Raw genomic sequence first — 23017 nt, 5'->3', positions numbered from 1 at the left:
CCGCGCCGCCGTCAGTTCCGCCAGAGACCGTGATCGAGCCGCCTCCTCTCACACCCCCCTCGGCGCCGATGCCCCCATCCGTCCCGCATATCGAGACTCGGGATGAGTGGCGAGAGGCCATCCCTGTCGTTGGATCTGTCGATCTGCCCCCGGATCCTCGCGCCTTGGAGAGTCTGGGGCGAAACCACTCCCTCGAGACAGCCCTCGCCGATCTCGTGGACAACTCCATCGACGCTGGGGCTACCTATGTACTCATCCGTCTGGTTCGCCAGGATGGCTATCTCAGGACGCTTTACGTCGTCGACAACGGCAAGGGGATGACACCCGAGACAGTTGACGCCGCCATGACAGTTGGTGGCCACCGGGAGTATGGCGACAGCGACCTGGGCAGGTTCGGCCTCGGGTTGAAAGCGGCTTCTTTCAGCCAAGCCGATGACTTCACCGTGCTGTCCCGAGCGGCCGGCCGACCCGCCGTGGGCCGCAGATGGCGCTTGCGGTCGGGACGAAGCGGATTTCAATGCGACATCGTCTCGGAGGATTTCGCCAGCGGGGAACTTCGCCGTGATTGGAACGTGCCCATGGGAGACAGCGGCACAGTGGTCCGGTGGGATCACCTGACGTGCTTCCCCGCGACCAATGACTCCACGCGTGTCGAGACCTTCGTCGCTCGCATGACCACAGATCTCTTCAACCATCTCGGCCTGGTCTTTCACCGGTTCTTGTCCGATGGGCGAATCCAGATCGCGCTCGACGTGACGGACGTGGAGCATCCCCTCCCAGGCGCGAGATTCACCGCCACACCGAAGAACCCGTTCGCGTACAGCCGACCGGGCCTCTCCGGTTATCCCAAGGAGCTGCGTGCGAGCCTGGCTGGCCGTGAGCTTCGTTTGGTCTGCCATGTCTGGCCTCCGCGATCCACTTCTCCGGAGTTCCGGCTTCCGGGAGGTGCCGCGTCCCGCCAAGGGTTGTACTTCTACCGCCGTGATCGTCTACTGCAGGCGGGCGGCGGATGGGGCGGCCTCCAGGGGGTGGAAGATCGCCTACAGCTTGCCCGGGTAGAGGTGGATATCGACGATGACATCGCGGGGCTCTTCCGGATGAACCCCGAGAAGTCCAAGGTGGTCGTCGGACCTGAGTTCGGCGCCCTCGTGGACTACGCCGCGGCGGAGGATGGAACGACGTTCGCCGCGTACCTGAAAGCGGCGGAGGAGCGCTTCAAGGAGTCTCGACAGCGCAAACGCCAGCGCAAGAAGATGCTCCCCTTGGGAGACGGCTTCTCGGACGCGATACGCGACGCTGTGGCCGCTGAGATCCCCACCCTTCCCGGCCGCCCTCCGATACACATCCGTTGGCGGGTCATGGACGGGGACGAGTTCTTCGACATCGACCGGCATCAGCAGACCCTTTGGCTCAACGAGCGTTACAGGAGAGCGCAGGGTGACACGCCGTTACTCAAGGCACTGCTCTATCTCCTGATGGAGGACGCCTTCCAGGGGGAACACCTTGGTCCTCGCGACCGGGACAATATCGACCTCTGGCAGGCCATCCTCACAGCAGCAGTGACAGATGAGACACTACCGGGAGGTACGGCGTGAGCGCGGAACTGAAGGACGCCTACGTGGATGCCCTCTCCGCGATGATCCGGCGGGGACCGCGCGATTTGCACGCTATGGCGAACGGGGTCGACCCAGGTGTGGCTGCCACCGACGCAACGCTCCGCGAGCTCCTGAAGGCCGCCGATCGCGACGACGCGCTTTTCGATGAGTTCCAGGTACGGCTGGCGACTTGGGACAAGCACGAGACCGCCGAGTGGACTGAGGGAACCAAACCCAGCACAAACGAGCGCCGTGACGTCATCATCCGACGGCTGAGGGTCGGCGACGCCACGGCCGGCCTTCTCCTGGATCTGTTTCCCGTCGCCGGCGGCGCCAGCCCCATCGTCATCGCGCCAGAGTGGGACGAGTGGTACACCGACGAGATTCGCAGGCGCCGGAACTTCTATTGGATCCACTACGCCCATCACCTCCGCGAGAAGGGTTGGGACGCGGACGCGGTCAGTTCACTGGACGTCGCCACGGATCGGGTCGTCGAGCGCCTGTCGGATCCCACCCGCCCGGAGATCTACTCCTCTCGTGGCCTGGTGGTCGGATACGTCCAGAGCGGCAAGACCGCCAACTTCACTGGCGTCATCGCCAAAGCCATCGACGTCGGATACCGACTGGTGATCGTCCTCACTGGCACGACGAACATGCTGCGGGAGCAGACTCAGCGACGCCTCGACATGGAACTGGTGGGCGTCGAGAACATCCTCCGCGGCATCGATCCGAACAACATCGAGGCGATGGGCAAGATCGACTATCGCGACGACGATGACTGGCGAGACGGGAAGTTCGTCAGTCATGGCCTGTTGCCTTCCGACGCCGGACGGCCCGACATCCACCGGCTCACCACTCGCGCGAAGGACTACAAGAGCCTTCACCAGGGAATCGCGGCGCTGGATGTCGAGCGTCGTGAGCGGCACCGCCCCTTCTACGACCCGGCGAACCTCTTCAATAGCGACGCGCGACTCGTGGTTCTGAAGAAGAACTCAACGGTCATGAAGAAGCTCGTCGCCGACCTGAGATTGATCACAACACAACTCGAAGAGATACCAACCCTGATTATCGATGATGAGTCGGATCAGGCCTCCGTGAACACGAGTAACCCGAAGAAGTGGAAGGAGGAGCAGAAGGAGCGAACGGCGATCAATCGACTGATCTCCGACCTCCTGTCGATGCTCCCCAGAGCTCAGTACGTGGGGTACACGGCCACGCCCTTCGCGAACGTGTTCGTGGACCCCACCGACGCGCAAGACATCTTCCCCAAGGACTTCCTGATCTCTCTGCGGCGACCACCCGGCTACATGGGCGCCCGAGACTTCCATGACTTCGATGATGGCGAGATCGAAGGGGCCCACTCTTCCGAAGAGGCCCATGTTCGTTATCTCGACTCCGATGAGTCCCAGGAGCACGAACTACGCGACGCGTTGGACATGTTCGTGCTCACCGGCGCACTGAAGCTCTACCGGCAGGAATGCGGTTATGGCCGCTTCAGGCATCACACGATGCTTGTCCACGAGGCTATGCAGCGGGCGCAACACAGCGAGTCCGCGAGACAACTCCGACAGCTATGGGATTCCGCAGGGTACTTCTCTCCTCGGGGGCTGGAGCGCCTCCGATCGCTCTACGAGAATGATGTCCGCCGAGTTTCGACCACGCTGGGCCAGGCCGAAGCGACACCCGAGTTCGATCAGGTAGCTCGATATGTGGGCACCGCCGTACGCCTTATCGCACCCCACGGGGATCCCGTGATCATCGTCAACAGCGACAAGGACACCGAACGGGAAGAACTGGACTTCGACCACAACGCGGTCTGGCGAGTCCTGGTGGGCGGAAACAAACTCGCCCGAGGTTTCACAGTCGAGGGCCTCACGGTCTCCTATTACCGCCGGGGTACGAAGCAGGCTGACACCCTGATGCAGATGGGACGCTGGTTCGGCTTCCGGAAGGGCTACCAGGACCTCGTCCGGCTGTTCATCACGGAAGAACTGCATGAGGCCTTCGAGGGGATTGTCCTCGACGAGGAACTCTTCCGTGACGAGCTCCGCCGCTACGCGGACCTTGTCGATGGACGCCCGCAGATCACCCCGGCTCAGATACCACCGCTTGTCCACCAACACCTGCCGTGGATCAAGCCGACGTCCGCGAGCAAGATGTACAACGCGGAGCTCGTACTTCGACGCTCCCCCGGGGCCCCAATCGAGCCCCGCGCCTACCCCAGCAAGTCCGAGCGCATCGCCGCCAACGCCGAGGTTTGGCGACCCTTGGTCGCTGCGATCGATCGGTGTGTCCGGTTCGGCGGGGACGGCACTCCCTCGTTCGAGGCCGACGTCGCCGTGGTCACCCACGAGGAGCTTCTGGACGCACTCAGGCGCCTCGAGTGGGCGGCAAGCGATGTCTTCATTCCCGACCTCTCCTGGCTCGTTGAGCTTCGCGAGACCGGGAAGGTCAAGGACTGGGTTCTGATCTTCCCGCGGCACGTGCGGACAGGCGAGGCGAAGGCCCGAATCTTCGGCAGCGAGCCGATGAGCCTGTTCCGACGAAAGAGGATCCGTACGGACTACTTCAGCGCGATCAGCGAGTCCAGGCACCGCACGGTGGCGGACGCGATCTCGAAGTGCGAGTCGCCGGCGGGTGACGAGACCGCTCGTGGCTTGAGGGGTCCACAGCGAGGTGCCGCCATCATCTATCCCGTAGTGGAGAAGGGTTACGTCGCGGGAGACCCCAGTGATGAGATCGACCCAAGCAACCTGACCTTCGCGTTCCATCTCCTCGCGCCCGAGTCCGCTACATCGGATGACCGCAAGCTGATCGCCTTTCGGACCAAGGTCAGCTCGAAGCCTGAGCAGGCCATCGTCGATGCCTCATAACGACGCGCCCCGGAGTCGGTGGAGACTCGACGAGAGGATCGAGTCGTTGCACGTCCGTCCCCCTATCCCCTGAGCAGGCGCGCAATCCACATGGTCGCTGAGATCCGCCCGTACTATCCGACGGAGCTGGCGGTGATGAAGGCTGTCGCCGACGCCCGAGCTGGCCGTGCGGGTCAGGCAGATCCACGCTGAGTGGGCTCCACGGCGAAGGTCTCGGTCGCTCCCCGTAAGTGATCACGTTGGCTATTGCGGGGGCGCGCGGGGGGATGCGACTGTGTTGGACATGGCGGACGAGGTGCTGCGGGCGCTCTATTACCCCTTCTCGCGCACGCTACAGGAAACCACTCTCAAGCGGGCGATCCTGCTCTACGACGAGGTGTTGTTCATCGACCCGAAATCGGCGCGTGTCCGTGCCGGCTTGTATGACGTCGAGCAGCATCAGCAGTACCTACCGGGCTCTGCGGCACATCGCCTGAGCGCCGAGTGGACGCAGATCGCGGATCGCTACGCCCTGCTGGAGTCGGAGGGCCTGGTCAGGTTCGTCGACCCCGGACCCGTGATCGAGCAGGGGTCCGTCGACCAGCTCATCACCGGGGCCATGCAGGCGGACATGCTCGACCAGCAGGTGATCGACCTGTTCGCCGGGCAACCGCCCACCTGGAGCATGCTACGCAGCCGCATCCCTGCCTCCGCGCTGCAGTTCCTCAGTCACCAGTACACCCCAAGGGTGCTGTATCCGGAGAACACGCGCCGGCCGTTCGAGGTCATCGATGGATTGGGCCACGCGCTCTTCGCGGACGGCAAGCCCAATCAGGAGTTCTCCCTTCCCGGCTGGCAGAAGCGCAGCGCTGTCCCGCAGGAGCGGGAGTGGGCAGCCGTTCTGCCTTACTACCTGGGATCATCAATTGCGACCACCACCGCGCTGGCTATGTCAGTGGAAACCGTCGCCGTGCCGCTCACGGACAGCGATGCTCACTTTCGGCTGCTGTCGGCCAGGTTCGCCCGTGCTGCGGAGATTGGCCCGACACTTGCCAACATTCCTGGCCTTCGCCGGGCCTCCTCCCAGGCAGCCGCGCAGAAGTACGCGCTGGTCGAGCAGCGCATCATCGATTCGGTGCTGGACAAGGAGGCACTGGATGCACTGTCGCTGGAGCAGTGCCTGCGCTACCGGGAAGAGACGGCGGACGAGCGCAGACAGTTCCGCTCCCACCTGGCGAGCATCGTGCGCAAGGTCGCCAGCCAGCCGTGGTCACCCAGAATCGAGGACGAGATCGATGAGGCGATCCAGGAGGCGCGCAGGGAACTGGACGACCATAAGGAAGCCCTGCGCAGCGCTTACCGGAGCCTGTTCAAGCGGACGGTCGTGGGGTTGAGCGTCACATCGGCGCCCGTGCTGCTGACCACGCTCTTTCCAGGAGTGTCACCATTGTTGGCGCTGTTGCTTGGCGGCGGCACGTTCAGCGGCATCCTCAGTGAGCCGATCAAGGACGTAGTCAACATCTGGCTGGACCGCACTAAGTCGGAGAACGGCCTGGCCTATCTGATGAAGCTTCCGGGGGCGAAATAGGCGGCGGGCGGGCCCCTTCGCGGCAGGGCGTCGGGGACGTCGGATACAGAGGGCACCTTCACTTGCCTGGACCTCGTGTAGTGGCGGGCCACCCGGAACTATGGTAATTCCGCCGCCACTCGCTGGGTACGGACACATTCGGGTCTCTCGCCTGAGATGCGCACCCGCAGTGGCCGCTCACTAGTGTCCAACGCCAATGTTCCTGTCCAGCTGACCCTGATTCGACGATGTCCCTGCCGTCTCCGCCTCGCGACGGATCACCCATTCCCCTTCCATCCCTCGCGTCAACTCAGCTCGCCAGCGAGTCCGGCCTTCTTGACCAGACGGCCCCAACGAGGGCTACGAGCGAAGGCCCGAGCGATGGCGATGCCGCTGGGCAGATCTCCGTCTGCCTGGCGGTTCTGCTGTGCCCACCGCCACGCCTCTCGCTGCAACGCCCGGCCGTTCCGAATGGGCTCAGCAGGCAAGCCGGCCTCTTCCTCCTGGGTGCCCTGTTGCTCCATGGGGTCAGCATCTGCGTCGGCGGCAGGACCCTTCCGGCCAGGGCTAAGAGCGTACAGATCCGGAGCTTCTGCCCGTCTTCCGGCGCACTGGCGGAGCTGGGACATCAAGAGCTCGTAGCTACCGACCAATGCCGCGCTCGGCCACGCCGCGATGATTCGGCCGATCAGGAGGCTGGATTCGGCGACAGCGACGTTCGCCGCGAGGCTGGCGAGGCTCCCGACCACGAGCAGGGTCCACGCCAGGACGCCACCGCGGGAGCCGTACCGGTTAGCCAGCAGGATGGACATCGAAGCGACGACGATCAGGCCGTCGACGGCGAGCGGAATGAGCACCGCCGCCAGGTGGTCCTCGCCGTAGCGCAGGCAGAGCTCGTGCATGTGCCGGAATGAGACGACCGCTGCGATCAGCGCCAGTAGCGCAACGCCTGCGATCGTCGTCCTCTGGATTCGGCGTACGGCGACAAGTTCTGGAGCTATCAGCGCCTCCTCGTCAGGAGGGCACCAGTGTCGATGAACCACCAGCACGTCCGAATGTCCCGAGTTCTCTTTCTCCGTTGCTTCCTTCACCTTGCGGATCGATTCCGGATCTTCGAGAAGGCGTCCAGGGCCGTCTCGTCGGCGTCGTCCAGGGTGTGTAGGTACTTCTCGGTAGTGGCGATGGAGGCGTGGCCGAGCCGCTCCTTGACCACCTGCAGGTCGGCGCCGCCAGCGAGCAACCATGAGGCATGTGCGTGCCGCATGTCGTGAATGCGCACGTGGATCCCCAAGTCGGCTTCCTTGAGCGCGGGTTTCCAGACCTGCCGTCGGAACCAGTCAGCCGGGATGTGGCCGTCGGTGTCGCGCTGCCGAGGCTGGCGTGGGGTGTCTTTCCCTTCCTCACCTCGGCGCTTCGCCCGGTACTGCGCGAAAGCAGCGCGGCAGTACTCGCAGCGGCACTTGCCCGCGTTGTAGGCGGACAAGGTCCCGTGCTTATACGTCTTGCCGTTCTCGTTCGGGACGAAGAGGCCGTGGGTTCAAATCCCGCCACCCCGACCAGGTAGTTGCAGTTCAAGGGCCTGATCGCTGGAGACAGCGGTCAGGCCCTTGATCGTTCGTTAGCGTGGCGTTAGTGGTGGAACCCGATCATGTAACCGTTGGCAACCCCAGGCAGCCCTAAAGATCCCCCCTACGGCACCCGATTGAACCTCGGCCCCAGGTCTGCGCTGCCGGTCCGTTAGCTCCCGGTCCTACTCACCACCCACTCATGTAGGCGTTGCCCGACTCGCAGCCCGGCTGCCCCGGCCTCCACGCGGTGAATGCTCATGGCCGACGTCATCGTGGAAGGTACGATCTACGCCACTCGACGCGGCGCTCGGCGACGGGTAAGGCTGGGACGCAGGGCTCGGCGGCCTGCCGAAGGACGGGAGGGCCACGGCGCCCTGGCGGCGCCGGCCACCCGGAGCTCCGGAAGCCGCTCGACGTCCACGCCGACGGGCTACCGGAGGTGCCGTACGGCGTCCTGCGCCGCGGGCCAGTTCCCGCGCAGGCGCTCCAGGTACGACCGGGCCTCCTGCCCCAGCTTCGCGCCCCGGGCGAACGCCCGCATGTTGCCCGGCCCGGCGTTGTATCCGAGAGCGAGCAGCTCGTCCTTCGTGTACGGGGTGCGCCACTTGGCCGGCAGGTGGCCGGCGAGGTCGTGGAGGTACCAGGCCGCGGACTCGATGGCCAGATCGGGGTCGTCGGGCAGCTCCTCCCACTGCCGGGCGGCGAAGTCGCGCCCCCGCTTGGCCTCGTCGAAGGCGGCCTTGTGCATGTTCGCTATGCCGAAGGCCGCGTCAGGCTTGAGCTTCTGCCAGGCCCGCTCCAGCGCCGGATCGTGCGGCTTGTTCGACTCGTTCAGCAGGATCGCCATCAGCAGCGACGAATGCACCCGGGCCTTGCTCGCATGGGCGACGACCCGAGGGGCGAAGCGTACGGCCTCGCGGTCCTCAGCGGAGCCGGAGGAGGGAGGGGGGGACGTCCGCTGAGGCCGATGCGCCCCCGGCGTGGCGGTCGCGACGGCCCCGGAGCCGAGAGGTTCGTGGTCTCCGCCGCAGGCGGCGGTGAAACCGGACACGGCCACTCCCACGGCCAGCGCGGCGAGACCGTGGCGGCGGCACTGACGCTTCCCCATCCTTCTGCTCCTTACGTCGCCGCTGCGAGTGCCCAGGACTCTCCGCGACTAACCGCCCTCGGAGCTCCACCCGCCCGGATAATCGGGGTCCCAGCGGCTTCTGCGAAGGAGGCTGGTCAGTGCGCGGCCGGTGAGGGGTTCGGCCTGACGGGCTGGGGCCAGCCGGTCGCTCAGGTCACCGACGTGCAGGTCGACGACCGCCTCCGCCAGGTCCGCCAGCGTGGCGGCGGCCATCCGCGCACGCGACCACGCGGTCGCGAACAACAGGCCCGCGATGACCGCGCCGGGCCACCACCACACGGCCAGCAGCAGGTAGAGCGCGGACCAGCCCGTCAGGCGCGCGGCGGCGGCCAGCGAGTCGCGCGCGGCCTCCACCGCGGTCCGGCTCTCCTGCGGCACGATCAGCCACAGGTGCGGCCAGCAGGCGCCCAGATCGAGCCCGTAGGCCTCGGAGACGTGCACCCGTGGGACGCGGAGGCGGTCGCCGATCCAGGCGGGCCTGGCGGGCTCCAGCAGGCAGATGCGGTCGGCCATCGCGAGATCGGACAGCGTGTGGGGCCTTCCTGGCTGGACAGGACGAACTGCTCCAGCTTGCGCGACGCGGAGATCTTGCGGAGCTCCGTGGACTCCTACGTCCGGGGGAAGATCTTGTGCCGGACCTCGGCGAGGCGCTCGGGGACGCGGTGCACCGGGGTCGCGGTGATCACCAGCAGGCCGAAGCCCGACAGCATCACCAGCAGCGGGATCGTGATGAACGCCGGCAGGATGCTCGACGGCGGCGCCGAGACGATGAAGCCGACCATGCCGCCCGCCGCCGACACGTTGTCCATGCCGTCGGTCGGTCCGCCCGAGGGGTACGGCGTGCCGTGGGCGACGTGCACGATCCCTAGGATCCCGGCCAGCAGCGCGGTCCAGCCGATGCCCATCCTGCTGGTCTCGAAGTTCTGGTCGGCCCGGCGAAACAACCGCCAAGAAACCCAGGAGAGCGCCGCGGGCAACGACCAGGCCAACGAGCCGAGCAAGGCGCGAATCACCGCATTGGCCATCTCCATCCAGCCATCACCGCTGTTGCGATTGATGACAGCTACACACATCGAAGCGACGATCAGCACCGCGAGCGCCACCCCGTCTCTTCGGCGATCGGGATCGATGTCGACAGACCGTTTCCAGGGGGTCCGGGCCAGATGGCCAACGCTGCGGGCCAGCAGCAGCCACGGCCCCATGACCAGCCTGCCGATCTGCAGGAAAACCCAGCTAAGCGGGTCACCGCTCCGCGACCGTCGCGCTGGTGGCTTCCGGCTGGTCCCCACACGGACTGGAGGGGTCCGCACGGGTGCAGCGGGCTGCGGGGCTCTCGCCGGCTCTGCGGCCGATACCCGGCCCCCGGCGTGCGAGTCCTTGCCCCGCGGCCTCCCCTCGGCTCTTGTCCGCCGGTCACCCACCGGTCGGCGTGGCAAGTCGGCGGCGGTGTTTTCCCCGCCGACCTGCCTGAACACCGGTATGGCCGCCTCTCCAGGAGGTGCCGGCCCATATGGAGTGGTCCAGTCGGTGATGAAACGGGTGGCGCGGGCCGCTACCCGGCGATCTGCGTCAGACTGAAGGCGGCGCAGGACGGTGAGAGCGGCGGTGACGACGTCGCCGTCTGCGTTCAGCAGGAGTTTTGCCGTTTCATCCACGGCGGTCAGGCGGATCCCGGGGTGAGAGTTGCGCAGGGCATCGTGCAGACCGGGGGGAAGCAGGGCGGGCCTGGCGGCGTTCTTCGCGATGACGACCTTCCCGCTGACCAACGACAGCTTCTGCGGGTGCTGGGTGGGGTTCGCCTCGACGGTGCGCTCATAGGCGTAGTCGTAAAGTTCGTCGAGGTCCACCTCGCCATCGAAGTTGAGATCGGCGGCACCGGTCTCCAGGCCTTCAACAAGGAATCGCGTGAAAACAGACGTTGTCGCGTCGCCGACGACACCGCCGTCCTCGAATGCGTACTGCAGAGCGTCGGACGCGGTCAAAATCACACGGCCGTGCCCCTGAAGCTGCTGTGCCGCCTGCAACGTACGCGCCTGTTTCGCGATCATGTCTCGCGGAAACGCGCCACTGCCGCAGCAGTCGAGAATCACCACCTTGGTTCGGGACCTGCTGGGGTTGAGCACGTCCTTGACGAACTGCGCGGAAACAGCAGTGGAGCCGAGCAGGCCGAATCGGGTGTTCGTCATCGCGAAGAAGAGGCGACCCTCCGGATCCAGAAGCCCGTGCCCGGTGAAATAGAACAGCAGCAGATCGTCGCGTTTGTGCCCGCTGAAGAACGCCTCCAGCCTCGTGCTGACCACATGGGACGGCTCGTTGATGACGGTCTCGACCTCGAACGCCCCGACGCCGGGATCGCTCAGTACACGCGCCAACGCCCGTACATCGGCCTGAGGGCCACGCAGCTTGCGCAGTCGGGCGTCCTCGGTGTAGTCGTCCGATCCGACGAGAAGGGCGTACCTGCCCATGGTCAGTGGCGTTCCTGCTGCGCGATGAAGGCGTCGAGCAGCAGGCGACGCTCCTCATCGGTGGCGTTGGGCAAGGTGATCGAGTTGTCGCCGAACTGCACGGTCACCGTCACCGGCTCCTGACGTCGGCTCAGCCATCCGTTTATCGCCGCGATGATCGTGGTGATGACACCACCGGAGGCGGATAACGTCACCAGCAGCGTCGTCCAGATCGCCCCATCCCCCGCTTTGGCGTTCGCCGGGGCCGAGTCGGGAAGGTGCCTCACGTCGTCCACGTCCAGGTCGAGGAGTTCGCCGCGCAGGTTACGAGAAAGTCGCTCGATTTCGATTTCGTCCGCTTCCGAGCCGACATCGAGAGACACCTTGAGTTCCAATATCCTCCTCCGCCCTCAGTCACCCACCGCGCACCTAAGGTAAGACCCTTCATTCTGCCAGCAGCAGCAGACACAGTCGCCTGCATCTCACGACTCGTTCACCTACAGCCGCAATTAGGCTGCAGTGATGGGACGCGCCGTAGACCGGTACGACGTGCCCGGCTGGCAGACAGAGCACCCCGTAGCAAGCAGAGCCCAGCGATCGAGGGAACCGACGGCTCGCATGACCGGCTCGGCCGTCATCTCACCAAGTTCCGGGTAGCCCTTTTCCTCCTAACCGATTTGAGGATTCAAACGCGTCAGGATGTGATTCGAGGCCATCACCCCACCGCGTCCCGGCCAACTGCTTGAGCGTCGTTGCCCTGGGATGCGGTGCAGCGACAACCCGGCCGAGGCCGCTTCGGGGCGAAGAGGTCGTGGATTCGAATCCCGCCACCCCGACCATGCAGTAACAGCTGAGAGGCCGGTTCCGATCATCGGAACCGGCCTTCTGCGTTGCCGGGTGACTGCCCCTCCACGCGGAGCGGAGCGGCATCGTGTCCTTCTGGCGGGCCGGCGAGGTTGAGCTCGCCGGCCCGCCACCTGCCTCCCGGCCCCGGTTCAGTAGCGGGAATGCGCCGTGGCCGGTCGGGTTAGGCGCAGTTGATGGCGGTGTAGGAGGGGTTGTAGGTCGAGGTGACCTGCCGGCCATCGATCGTCGCGGTCGCCGTCACGGTCGCACTGCCCGTGGCGATCTGCCCGGCCCTGGAGTTGAAGGACTGGTAGGCCTGCTTGCCGTGGCCGACGTCGGCCACGGTCTTCGAACCGTAGGGGGTGGTCAGCGTCACGTTCGCCGGCACGGCGGCGTCGTTGACCGCGGTCACGGCCACGTACGCCGTGGTGCCCACGCAGCGGGCGGTGGCGGTCACGGTCAGCGCGAGCTCCGGAACGACCGGCACCGTGAACGACGCCGTGCCCTCCGACGCCTTCAGGTAGTCGATGCCGAGGTACTCGACCTTGACCGTCCGGGTACCCGCGGGCAGACCTTCCGGCAGCGTGACCGTGGCCGCGCCGTCCTCCAGGTAGGCGAGCTTCGACCACGAGCCGATGCTGAACCGCACCTGACCGCCGGTCTCGAAGCCGTCGGCCGCCTTGACCGTGGCCGTGGCCGTGGTCGTCTGGGCCCCGCTCGCGTACGGCTTGACAGCCACCTCCGTGGTGGTCGCGACGTCGCTGTTCGGGATCTTGCGGATGTCGTTCCACTCGCGGAGGGTAATCGGGATCACGGTGCCGTGACGCGGCCGGACGACGCCCGCGTTGGTCATCGTGATCGCCTTGGCGTTCCAGGTCGGAGCCTCGATGTTCTCGTGGCACGCGGCCTGGTAGCCACCACCGTTCGTGTACCGGTCACCCCAGAGGTAGAACTGGCCGGGGCAGGAGGTGTCACCAGGGTTGGCCTTGAAAATGATCGGCCCCTCGTACCCCTGGTCGGCGGCCCACGTCGTGCGCCCCAGAGCCGGAGCGAGCGACTTCCAGTTGGCGATGTTGCTGTCCAGGAAGTCGGTGTGCTTCTCCGAGAAGATGTCCGACCCCTGGTTGCCGGCCTCGTTCTTGGTCACGCGGTAGTAGTAGTCACCGACCCGGATCGCGGTCGTGTCGATCCGCGACAGAGGGGCCGGGTTCTGCCAAACCTTGGGAGCGGAGAACGTCTGGAAGTCGCGCGTCGTGGTGTACCACATCTGCGCGTTCCCCTGACCGGTGCGGTTCACGGGGTCGTTCCACAGCGACTGTGCCCAGAACACGGCGTAGGCGCCGATCTCCTCGACCCACAGCGACTCGGGTGCGAAGGCGTTGCCCGCGTTGTCGGGCGCGACTTTCACGTGCCGCTGAGGAGTCCAGTGCACGAGGTCGTGCGACTCGAACACCTCGATGTACTGGGTGTCGTTGATGGCGTATCCGCCCTGGTCGTACCAGTTCAGGTCGGTGGCGATCATGTAGAACGTGTCGCCGTCGGGCGAGCGGACGATGTGCGGGTCACGAAGGCCCTGGTCGCCCAGCTGGGAGATGAGCGACGGCCGGCCTCCGGTCAGCCCGGTCCAGTCCAGAGCGGTGTTCCCGTTGGACGTCGCGAACATGATCTGCTCGCCGTCGGCGATCCCCTCGCCCTTGAAGTACCCCAGGAAGTACCGCTCGCGCTCCTCGGAACGGGGCATGGCGGTGATGGTCACCGGGAACGACTTCGTCTGCGAGGCCGACCCCTTGGTGATGGTCGCCGTCAGTACGGCGTCGGCGTCCGCACGGCCGAACGCCGGGCGGGTCACCTCACCCTTCGGGGTGACGAGGTCGGTGGTCGACTTCCAGGTGATCGTGGATCCGAACTCGCCGCTGACGGGGAGGTTGATGTTTCCGCGCAGGTCGTCGGTGTCGTGCAGGGTCAGGTCGAACGTGTCACGGCCGACCGCCTGCGCGTCGTCGAACTCGGCCTTCACCACAACGGGGATCTCCCGTGTGGTGACCTCCTGGGAGCCCTTGCGGACGGTCGCCGTGAGCGTGGCCGTCGCGTCGGGCTGCCCCTTCGCGGGCCGGGTGATCCTGCCGGTGACCGCGACCTTGCGTGCGCTGGGGAGGGCCGGCGGGGTGTAGACCTGGACGACCGACGGGTCCGAACTCGTCCACGTGATGGTCGAGCCCGCCACGGAGCCCACCTTGGGCAGAACGATGTCGCGTACGATCGCGCTGGTCAGGCCGAGGTCGATGGCTTCGGCGTCGGCGTGAACGCCGGTGGAGACGGTCCTTTTCGCCAGGGCGAGTGTCTCGTCGACGCTCACTGCCCGGTCGTAGACCCGGAAGTCCCGGAGCGTTCCGCGGAACGAGTAGTGGCTCGACGTCTGCGAGCGAGCGAGGAAGTTGCAGTTGGTCCCCGCGGCGTTCACCGACGGCGGCGTGGTCAGGTTCGTTGCCGTCGCGTGCTGCACGCCGTCGAGGTAAAGCGTGCCGGTCCAGCTCGTGCCGTTCGGGTTCAGCGACTGCGTGTAGGTGACGTGCGTCCAGGCTCCCTCGGTCATGCGGACGCGGTTCTGCTGGAGGTTCGCCGAACCCACCGCGACGCGGAACCGCTGGGTGTTCGACGCGAAGATGGAGCCCTGGGCGCCGGTGTCGACGTCGCACGAGCCGGACTTCGCGCCGAAGCCCCACATCTGGTGCTCGCCGACGTTCGCCGGGTCGATCCACACGTCATAGTCGACGGTGAGGTTCGACATGCCGGCGGTGAGGTTGTTCGGCAGCTTCACGTACGCACCGTCGAGGGCGCTCTCGTAGGAGCCGGGGTTGAACCTGACTCCATCGCCGGTCAAGGTCGCCTTTCCCGGATTCACGAGCGTGGCGTTCGCCGCCGAGCCCGCGCTACCCGAGTTGACCAGCGTCGTCCCACTGGTCTCGTCGAGGGCGAAGTGGTGCACCAGACCCTCGTCGAGCGTCCCCTCGGCGGCGTGCGAGGGCGTCGCCACGAACGAGACCGAGAGAAGCCCACCCAGTACCAGGCCGGTGACACCTCTGCCCTTGCGACTCAGCCTGTGACGTGACCTTTGCTGTCGCACTCTCAATTGGTCCTCCTTGATCCGGTCACTGTGATCAGGCCTCGTTGAGCGCTCCGACGAGACGAGGGCAGCACAGACAAAGTTCACCTCGCTGTGACACATGGGGGGACGGCGTGAACTGGGGGGAGACTGGGCTATATGTCCGGGTCTTGAATGCAGACACTAACCTCCAGCCCCAGCGAAAGATAGCCTCACCATAAGTAAGCTTTGTCAGTGAACCGATGAAAGCCATGCATGACCTGGATAAAGGCCCTATCCCCGTCTAACCAGGTCACGTGGGTTCTCACTGCCGATACTCGGTTCGGGGCGGGGAGAGCCGTACCTTGGTGATCTGCGCGGAGGCGGGACCAGAGAAGGGGCCGGCATGAGCGAGGCACTGACGGCCCTCGGGGTGAGCGCTCCCGTCCTGGCCGCGCCGATGGCCGGCGGCCCGGGCACGCCCGCCCTGGTCGTCGCGGCGGCGCGCGCGGGCGGCATGGGCTTCCTGGCCGGCGGGTACAAGGACGCCGGCGCGCTGGGCGAGCAGATCGACCAGGTACGCGCCGGTGGGGTCCCGTTCGGGGTGAACCTCTTCGCACCCAACCCGCTGCCGGTCGATCCGGCGGAGTTCCGGCGCTACGCCTGCACGATCGCCCCCGAAGGCCAGGCGTACGGCCTCGACCTCCTCGCCGCGGAGGCCGTCGAGGACGACGACCACTGGTCCGACAAGATCGAGCTGTTGCTGTCCCGACCGGTTCCGGTGGTCAGCTTCACCTTCGCCGTTCCGCACCCGGCGGTCGTCAGGGCACTGCGCGCCGCCGGGACGCTCGTCCTCCAGACCGTCACCTCACCCGCGGAGGCGCTTCAGGCCGCGGAGGCCGGGGCCGACATGCTGGTCGTGCAGGCCTCGGCCGCGGGCGGTCACTCGGGCACGTTCACGCCCCGGCGGAGCCCCGCCGACGTGCCGCTCCCCCGGCTGCTGGGCGAGGTGGCAAACCGCGTGTCCCTGCCCCTCATCGGCGCGGGCGGGCTGGCCACCCCCGCCGACGTGGTCCAGGCGCTGGGGGCCGGCGCCGCGGCGGCCATGGTCGGCACCGTTCTGCTGCTTGCCGACGAGTCCGGGACGTCGCTCCCCCACAAGGACGCGCTGGCGGGCGCGGCGGACCGGGGAACAGTGGTCACCAGAGCCTTCACCGGCAGGCCGGCACGGGCCCTGCGCAACCGCTTCACCGACCGCTACGGCGATCTCGCGCCCTTCGGCTATCCCGCGCTGCACCACCTGACCGGCCCCATGCGCCGGGCCGCGGCAGCCGCCCGGGATCCGGAGCGGATCAACCTGTGGGCCGGCACCGGCCACCACCACGCCACTCCCGAACCCGCCGCCCGGATCCTGCGACGGCTCGCATCCCGCCTCTGAGGAATCAGGGCGTCGGGCAGGGCGACGACGTCACTCCGCCGCGCGCGCGGAGCACCTCGCGGCCGCGCCGCGACTCGGGGAAACGATGGAGCATGGCACGCAGTCCGGCCGCGTGGATGTTCGCGCCGAACGGCTCCGTGCCCGGCTCCGTGCGGACGCCCTCGGCGAGCGGGCCGGCGATCACGGGGTCGAAGCCGAGCGCGTCCACGATCGAGGCGACGACCTCGACATCCTCCGGATCGTCGCCGGCGACGGCGATCGCGCGGCGGCCGGGAGCGCCGGCGGGACGGGCGCTCTCCTCCAGGTCGTGGTAGCCCATGTGGTTGAAGGCCTTGACGACCCGCGCGTGCGGCAGGAACGCCTGGACGATCTCGCTGGAGGACGTGCGCGGGTCGGTGAGGTCGTCCCGGACCCCGTCCACGTCCTGCCAGTAGTTCATCGCGTCGAGCACCAGCCTGCCCCGCAGCGCTTCGGCGGGGACGTCGCGATGCCTGCCGAGTGGCAGGGCCAGCACCACGGCATCCGCCTCGGACGCGGCCTCCACCGCGGTCACCGCGGCCGCGCCGGGCGTGACGACCTCGACGGTGAGGGAGATCCGTGCGGCCTCCCCGGAGCCCGCTATCAGGACGCGGTAGCCGGCCGCCACGGCGAGGCGGGCCAGGACGGTGCCGAGCTTGCCCGCGCCGAGGATGCCGATGGTACGGACATCGCCTGGTTTCATGGTCGCTCCAAGTCGCCGATGGGTCACGCGTGGACCGTGCCGGCTGCGAGCAGCTCACGTACGCGCGGGGCGACCTCTCGGCCCAGCAGCTCGATCGTGCGAGCACGGGCGTCGCGAGGAAGGTGCATGATGTCGTACTTGAGATCGAAACGGCTCAGGCGGAGATCGCGGGCCACCCTGACGATCTTGCGGGCGACCGTCTCAGGCGATCCCACGAAGAGCGCGCCGTCCTCGACCTCGGCTTCGTACCGCTCCCGATCGGGGGCGTAGAAGCCGCGCTCGGCGGCGAGATCCTCGACGACGGGCTGCCAGTACCGCCACCACGTCTCGACGGCCTCCTCGTCGGTGTCGGCGACGAGGCCGAGCGAGTGCTGGCCGATCGGCAGCGCGGGACGACCGAAGCGCTGAAGCGCTGTGAGGTACAACTGGACGTTCCTGGCGAAGCGCTGGGGCCGTCCGCCGATGACGGCCATCATGAGCGGCAGGCCGTGACGGGCTGCGCGCACCACGGAATCCGGGCTGCCGCCGACGCCGATCCAGGTGGGGATGCCGCCCGGCCGCATCCGGGGATGCAGTCGCTGCCCGGTGAGCGGCGGACGCACCGTCCCGGACCAGGTCACCCGCTCCTCGCGTTCGAGCCGCAGGAAGAGGTCGAGTTTCTCCTCGAACAGCCGCTCGTAGTCGGCCAGGTCGTAGCCGAACAGCGGGAACGACTCCGTCGCGGAGGCACGGCCCAGCACGATCCGGGCCCGGCCGCCGGACACCGCGTCGAGAGTGGAGAACTCCTGGTACAGCCGGACCGGGTCGTTCGTGCTCAACACGGTCACGGAGGTGCCGAGCCCGATTCGCCGGGTGGCCGTGGCGATCGCGGCGAGCAGCACCGGGGTCGCGGAGTCGTTGTGTCCCTCCCGGTAATGCTCTCCCACGCTGAAGACGTCCAGCCCCACCGCCTCGGCCAGCCGGGCCTCCTCCACGAGCAGGCGTACGGTCTCGGCGTCGTCGAGCACGCGCCCGCCGTCCGTCGCCACCTCCCCGAACGAGTTGAGCCCCAGCTCGAAGCGTGGGTGTTCGGACCTACCGACGGTCATGGTGCCAGACATACCGATCAACTCCCGTACGTGCGCCGACGGCCTGGAACAGGCCGCCTCAGCGACTCCGCATACCTGGGTACACGCCGGCGATCGGTAACTTCAATTGAACCGTGGTCACATGAAGTGGACCGACGAGGTCTCAGTCGAGATCGTCGATATCGAGGCCGGCCGCCTGGTCGAAGGCGCGGCGGTTGGCGCGGATCGCGTCCTGGTTGTCGGCCGCCCACCGGGTGAGCGCCAGGACGGGCTCGGACAGGGTGCGTCCGAACGGGGTGACCTCGTACTCCACCCGGGGCGGGATCTCCGGATAGATCAGGCGCTTGACGAGCCCGTCACGCTCCAGGCCGCGCAAGGTCAGCGTCAGCATGCGGCGGGAGATGCCGGGCGCCGTCCGCAGCAGCTCGGTGAAGCGCATCGGCCCCTTGTCGAGCAGCCCGATGAGGATCAGGCTCCACTTGTCACCGACCCGGTCCAGCACGGATCGGAGCACGTCCGGGTCGTGTTCGAGGCACGCCCTGCCCAGCGAACGCAGCACCCTGTCCGCCTCGGTCTGGTGTGACATGGTTCCCGCCTGCTCCGTCACCCGAAGGTGACCAGGTCATGTTGCTGTTACCGGTTGCCGAAGAGTACATCCGTGACCAAAAGCAACCTCCGTCGCCCGCTGACATCGGTCACGAATCGAGAAGCGCCGGACCGGGAGCCGCTCGTAGCGTGAGCTTCATGAGCACGACCCCTGAAGCGCGAAGGAGCAAAGGCATGAAGGCACACGTCAGCTCGATCCTCCTCGGTGTCCGTGACATGGACCAGGCCAAGCGGTTCTACACCGAGGGTCTCGGCTGGAAGATCAAGAACGACTACGGCGTCTCGGTGTTCTTCGAGTCGGACGGAGCTTCGCCGGTCGGCTTCTACGGCCGCGACGGCCTGGCCGACATGGTGGGAACGAGCCGGGACGGCAGCGGCTTCGGCGGGCTCGTCCTCACCTACGTCGTCCGCAGTGAGGCCCGGGTCGACGAGATCATGGCAGAGGCCGAGAAGGCCGGCGCCACGATCCTCAAGCCCGCCGGCGCGCTGCCGTGGGGCGGGTACGGCGGCACCTTCGCCGACCCGGACGGCTACATCTGGAGCCTCGGCTACAGCGCCCAGGGACAGGACCAGCCCTACGCGGAGTGACCCCGGCGCGAGGCTCCCAGACGCCCTCGGGGCGGCGCCGGCCGGGCCTGGGCCAAGGCTTGCGGCTCGAGAACGACAGTGGCAGCATGCGCCGGTGCATCCACTGAGACTGATCGAACCGACCCCGGGCGAGTACTCGCTGTTGCTGGACGCGGGAACCACGCGGGTCGACGGCGTGATCGAAGATCTCGGCCATGAGCCGAACGGATACTTCTGGGAAGGCGTCGCGCAGGTGCTCGTCGGCACCGAGGCGTCCGCCCTGGAGGGCCGGTTCTCGTACGACCCCGAAGGCGGCATGTTCTGCGCGTACGGAAAAGACCGTGGCGCGCTGGAGGAACTCGGCGTCCTGATGGCGGCCGTCGCGACGGACGCCGATCGCGTGCGGCGGCTCGTGGCGGCCGCCGAGGCGGACGGTTTCGAGTTCGACGACTGACTCGCCCGCCGCCGAGCGAGGCAGGCGGGGCCGGACGCGCTCGATCCGGGCCGGAACAGACTGAGGCGGGCTCGGCGTCGTGCCGAGCCCGCCTGTCTCGGGTCCGCCCGGTCCCGGCGTTCAGCCGTCAGGACGTGCGGGTGGAACCTGTGTCATGCCTTAGCGCTGCAGGGTCAGCAGGCCCGGACGGTAGGGCAGGAGACCGTAGTCGACGCCGTCGGAGCTGGGGCTGCGGCCCTGGTAGAGCAGCTGCAGGTTGCAGGGGTCGACCGTCTTGGTCTGGTCGGGGTTGTTGCGGACCAGGTCACCGTGGCTGATGTCGTTGGTCCAGGTGGCACCGCTGTTGGCCTTGCCGGCGAACGGGTTGCTCTCGGTCGCGGCGTTCGGCGTCCACGACCCGCTCAGGCTGTCGGCCGTGAACGAACGGAAGTAGCGGCCCCGCGAGCCGATCGCCTCGACGAGCATGAGGTACTTGTTCTGGCCCTGGAGCTTGTAGACCTCGACCGCCTCGAACAGGTTGTTGGTCGAGTCGCTCATGATCTGCGTGTAGTTCGAGCCGAAGCTGCCCGGGAAGTTCCCGATCGGCATGCTCTGCCGGTAGATCTTGCCGTTGTCGCCGGCGAAGAACAGGTACATGTTCTGGCCGTCACCGATCAGCGTCTGGTCGATCGGGCCGGTGCCCGAGCCGGAGATGCTCGCGGTGGACAGCGTCTGCTGCGCCGACCAGCCGTTGGGGTTGGTCGGGTCGCTGGAGGTCCGGTAGGAGAACGCCGTCCCGCCCCACTGGTAGGCCAGCACCCAGACGTTCTTGGGCGCGAAGTAGAACAGCGTGGGCGCGACCGTGCCCGAGTTCATCTTGGTCTGGGTGGCCGAGGCCATGTCCGACCAGTTGGTGAACGTGCTGAAGCCCATCGAACCCCAGCTCGACCCGTTGTCGTGCGTGGTGGCGTAGACCAGGTGCTTGCCGTTGTAGACGACGTTGGTGAAGTCCTTCAGCGAGACCCACCCGGACTTCGGCTGCGCCAGCGCGCCCGTCGAGGTCCAGCGGTACGACGACGGAAGCGGGCACGTGCCGGTCGGCGTCACCGACGGAGACGGAGACGGCGACGGCGACGCGGACGGCGACTGGGACGGCGTCGAGCTGGGCGACTGCGTCGGGGTGGAGCTGGGAGTGGCGCTGGGCGTGCCCGGGTTGCCGGTGCAGGCCACACCGTTCAGGGAGAACGAGGCGGGCACCGGGTTGCTGCCGTTGTACGAGCCGTTGAACCCGAAGTTGGTGTTGCCGCCCGAGGGAATGGAGCCGTTGTAGGACACGTTGGTGGCGGTCACCGACGACCCGGACTGGCTGTTGGTGGCGTTCCACATCTGGGTGATCTGCTGGCCGGCGTCGAAGGACCAGGTCAGCCGCCAGCCGTTGATCGCGTCACCGAGGTTGTTGATGGTGACGCTGGCGTTGAAGCCGCCCGGCCAGCTCGAACTGATGACGTAGTCGACCCGGCAGGCCACGGCGGCCTGGGCGGGCTGGGTGGCCAGCAGGCCGGCTCCGCCGCCCAGCAGGGCCGTGACGGCGCCGATCGCGAGACCGCGGCGCGAGGCGGTCGTGCCGGCGGAGAGGCGCGATGACCGCGCTCGCCAGGGCAGATGCATTCGAATTCTCCTTGTGATCATTAATAGCCGCCGTCAGGGGCTGGTGCAGGTAGCGGTCGGGGTGGCCGCCGTGCCGTTGGCGGTGAAGCCGAAGGTGGTGGAGCCGCCGGCGGTGATGGAGCCGTTGTAGGTCTCGTTGCGGACGGTCACCGAGGAACCGGACGTGCTCTGCCGGCCGTTCCAGAGGCTGCTGATGCTCTGCCCGCCGGGCCAGGTCCACTTCACGGTCCAGCCGTTGACCGCCGAGCTGCCCGCCTGAACCGTCACCTCGGACTGGAACCCGCCGCCCCAGCTGTTGATCGTCTTGATCGTCGCCGAGCATCCGCCGGGAACCGGGGACGTCGACGGCGAGGCCGACGGGCTCGCGCTGGGGCTCTGCGAAGGACTCGCGCTGGGGCTGACCGGCGGGGTGGGCGAGATGGTGGGACCGGAGTTCAGGGCGTTGAGGACCGCGTCGTAGGCGGGCTTCTTGTTGTTGCCGCTGAACAACAGCGGGGTGTCACCGGACCGCCAGGAGTCCTGGTCGCGCACGCCCCACGTGGTGATGCCGTTGCAGCGGGGCACGGCGAGGCAGTCGTTGGTCACGGCCGCGTAGGTCGTGGGCGAGGCGCCCTGGATGTCCAGCTCGGTGATCTGCACGTCCACGCCCAGCGCGGCGAAGTTCTGCAGCGTGGTGCGGAAGTTGCTGTTGTACGGGCTGCCGCTGTTGAAGTGCGACTGGAAGCCGACGCAGTCGATCGGCACGCCCCGCGACTTGAAGTCCTTGACCATGTTGTAGACGCCCTGCGTCTTGGCCCAGGTCCAGTTCTCGATGTTGTAGTCGTTGTAGCAGAGCTTGGCGGCCGGGTCGGCGGCGCGCGCGGTGCGGAAGGCCACCTCGATCCAGTCGTTTCCGGTGCGCTGCAGGTTGGAGTCGCGCCGGCCACCGGAGTTGCCGTCGGCGAACGCCTCGTTCACCACGTCCCAGGCGTAGATCTTGCCCTTGTAGTGGGCCATCACGCCGTTGATGTGGTCGATCATCGCCTGCCGCAGGCTGCTGCCCGACAACTGCTGCATCCAGCCCGGCTGCTGGGCGTACCAGGCCAGCGTGTGGCCACGCACCCGCTTGCCGTTCTGCACGGCCCAGTTGTAGACCCGGTCGCCGCTGGAGAAGTTGAACTGGCCCCGGTTGGGCTCGGTGGCGTCCGGCTTCATCTCGTTCTCGGGCGTCACCATGTTGAACTCGCGGTTCGCGATCGTGGTGTAGTTCGAGTCGCCGAGCCGGCCCGCGGCGATGGCGGTGCCGAAGTACCGCCCGCTCTGCGCGGCGGCGGCGCCGAGCGTACTCGCCGCCGCACCCGCCGGCGTGGTCGACACCGCCACCGCGGCGACCACGCCGAGTACGCCGACGGCCGCGGCCATCAGAACCCGCGGGCTTCTGGAAGGCCGCGACGG

At 67.2% G+C, this 23017-nt stretch carries 18 protein-coding genes; 6 read left to right on the top strand and 12 right to left on the bottom strand.

Translation table 11 applies throughout. The features are described 5' to 3' along the window. The first annotated feature begins 164 nt into the window (after positions 1–164). The 3 genes from HHX37_RS03200 (at position 165) to HHX37_RS03190 (ending at position 6035) form a co-directional block, all read left to right on the top strand. Entirely contained in the window at positions 165–1595 is a 1431-nt protein-coding gene (locus HHX37_RS03200; protein WP_220502549.1) for an ATP-binding protein, read from the top strand. After that, complete coding sequence (locus tag HHX37_RS37520) at positions 1592–4468, top strand: Z1 domain-containing protein (RefSeq protein WP_220502548.1); 2877 nt, start codon at positions 1592–1594, stop codon at positions 4466–4468. Before HHX37_RS03200 ends, HHX37_RS37520 begins: the two co-directional genes overlap by 4 nt. Positions 4469–4751: 283 nt before the next feature. Continuing rightward, on the top strand, positions 4752–6035 hold the full coding sequence (locus tag HHX37_RS03190) for a hypothetical protein (protein WP_182884435.1): 1284 nt from the start codon (positions 4752–4754) through the stop codon (positions 6033–6035). Between the two features lie 284 nt (positions 6036–6319). Here the strand turns inward: HHX37_RS03190 and HHX37_RS03185 are convergent, their stop codons facing one another. The 7 genes from HHX37_RS03185 to HHX37_RS03155 form a co-directional block, all read right to left on the bottom strand. After that, a complete protein-coding gene (locus HHX37_RS03185) occupies positions 6320–7105 on the bottom strand; it encodes a DUF2637 domain-containing protein (protein WP_310740249.1) in 786 nt (261 codons plus the stop codon). Beyond that, a complete protein-coding gene (locus tag HHX37_RS03180; protein ID WP_182884434.1) occupies positions 7102–7497 on the bottom strand; it encodes a tyrosine-type recombinase/integrase in 396 nt (131 codons plus the stop codon). Before HHX37_RS03180 ends, HHX37_RS03185 begins: the two co-directional genes overlap by 4 nt. A 515-nt stretch (positions 7498–8012) precedes the next feature. Continuing rightward, on the bottom strand, positions 8013–8690 hold the full coding sequence (locus HHX37_RS03175) for a transglycosylase SLT domain-containing protein (protein WP_182872949.1): 678 nt from the start codon (positions 8688–8690) through the stop codon (positions 8013–8015). A gap of 48 nt (positions 8691–8738) precedes the next feature. After that, entirely contained in the window at positions 8739–9224 is a 486-nt protein-coding gene (locus tag HHX37_RS03170; protein ID WP_182884433.1) for a hypothetical protein, read from the bottom strand. A 95-nt stretch (positions 9225–9319) separates the two neighbouring features. Beyond that, a complete protein-coding gene (locus tag HHX37_RS03165) occupies positions 9320–11176 on the bottom strand; it encodes a DNA translocase FtsK 4TM domain-containing protein (RefSeq protein WP_182884432.1) in 1857 nt (618 codons plus the stop codon). Positions 11177–11178: 2 nt separating this feature from the next. Continuing rightward, positions 11179–11550, bottom strand: coding sequence for an effector-associated constant component EACC1 (locus HHX37_RS03160; RefSeq protein ID WP_182884431.1), 372 nt, complete (start codon positions 11548–11550; stop codon positions 11179–11181). 632 nt (positions 11551–12182) lie between these two features. Further along, a complete protein-coding gene (locus HHX37_RS03155) occupies positions 12183–15035 on the bottom strand; it encodes an immunoglobulin-like domain-containing protein (protein ID WP_182884430.1) in 2853 nt (950 codons plus the stop codon). Positions 15036–15489: 454 nt separating this feature from the next. Here HHX37_RS03155 and HHX37_RS03150 point away from each other — a divergent pair, with 454 nt between their 5' ends. Then, a complete protein-coding gene (locus HHX37_RS03150; protein WP_182884429.1) occupies positions 15490–16521 on the top strand; it encodes a nitronate monooxygenase in 1032 nt (343 codons plus the stop codon). 4 nt (positions 16522–16525) lie between these two features. Here HHX37_RS03150 and HHX37_RS03145 read toward each other — a convergent pair whose 3' ends face one another. The 3 genes from HHX37_RS03145 to HHX37_RS03135 all read right to left on the bottom strand — a co-directional run bounded on the left by HHX37_RS03145 (position 16526) and on the right by HHX37_RS03135 (position 18895). Beyond that, entirely contained in the window at positions 16526–17242 is a 717-nt protein-coding gene (locus HHX37_RS03145) for an NADPH-dependent F420 reductase (RefSeq protein ID WP_182884428.1), read from the bottom strand. A 23-nt stretch (positions 17243–17265) separates the two neighbouring features. Next, on the bottom strand, positions 17266–18330 hold the full coding sequence (locus tag HHX37_RS03140) for an LLM class flavin-dependent oxidoreductase (RefSeq protein WP_182884427.1): 1065 nt from the start codon (positions 18328–18330) through the stop codon (positions 17266–17268). A 142-nt stretch (positions 18331–18472) separates the two neighbouring features. After that, positions 18473–18895, bottom strand: coding sequence for a winged helix-turn-helix transcriptional regulator (locus tag HHX37_RS03135; RefSeq protein WP_182881996.1), 423 nt, complete (start codon positions 18893–18895; stop codon positions 18473–18475). Positions 18896–19089: 194 nt separating this feature from the next. Between HHX37_RS03135 and HHX37_RS03130 the strand changes: the two genes are divergently transcribed. Together HHX37_RS03130 and HHX37_RS03125 are read left to right on the top strand one after the other, a co-directional pair. Next, positions 19090–19503, top strand: a complete 414-nt coding sequence (locus tag HHX37_RS03130) for a VOC family protein (protein WP_182872958.1) — start codon at positions 19090–19092, stop codon at positions 19501–19503. A gap of 94 nt (positions 19504–19597) precedes the next feature. Beyond that, positions 19598–19936: an Imm51 family immunity protein gene (locus HHX37_RS03125; RefSeq protein WP_182881995.1), complete on the top strand. Its 339-nt coding sequence runs from the start codon at positions 19598–19600 to the stop codon at positions 19934–19936. Between the two features lie 159 nt (positions 19937–20095). Here HHX37_RS03125 and HHX37_RS03120 read toward each other — a convergent pair whose 3' ends face one another. Both HHX37_RS03120 and HHX37_RS03115 read right to left on the bottom strand, forming a co-directional pair. Next, positions 20096–21583 carry a non-reducing end alpha-L-arabinofuranosidase family hydrolase gene (locus HHX37_RS03120; protein WP_182884426.1) on the bottom strand — a complete coding sequence of 496 codons (1488 nt, stop codon included), beginning with the start codon at positions 21581–21583 and terminating at the stop codon, positions 20096–20098. A gap of 33 nt (positions 21584–21616) precedes the next feature. Next, positions 21617–22984, bottom strand: coding sequence for an endo-1,4-beta-xylanase (locus tag HHX37_RS03115; protein WP_220502547.1), 1368 nt, complete (start codon positions 22982–22984; stop codon positions 21617–21619). Between the last annotated feature and the right edge of the window lie 33 nt (positions 22985–23017).

The organism is Microbispora sp. H10885, assembly GCF_014161415.1.
GTDB classification, from domain to species: domain Bacteria; phylum Actinomycetota; class Actinomycetes; order Streptosporangiales; family Streptosporangiaceae; genus Microbispora; species Microbispora triticiradicis.
Note: the sequence above shows the minus strand (reverse complement) of the source record. Positions and strands in the feature narration are given on the sequence as shown.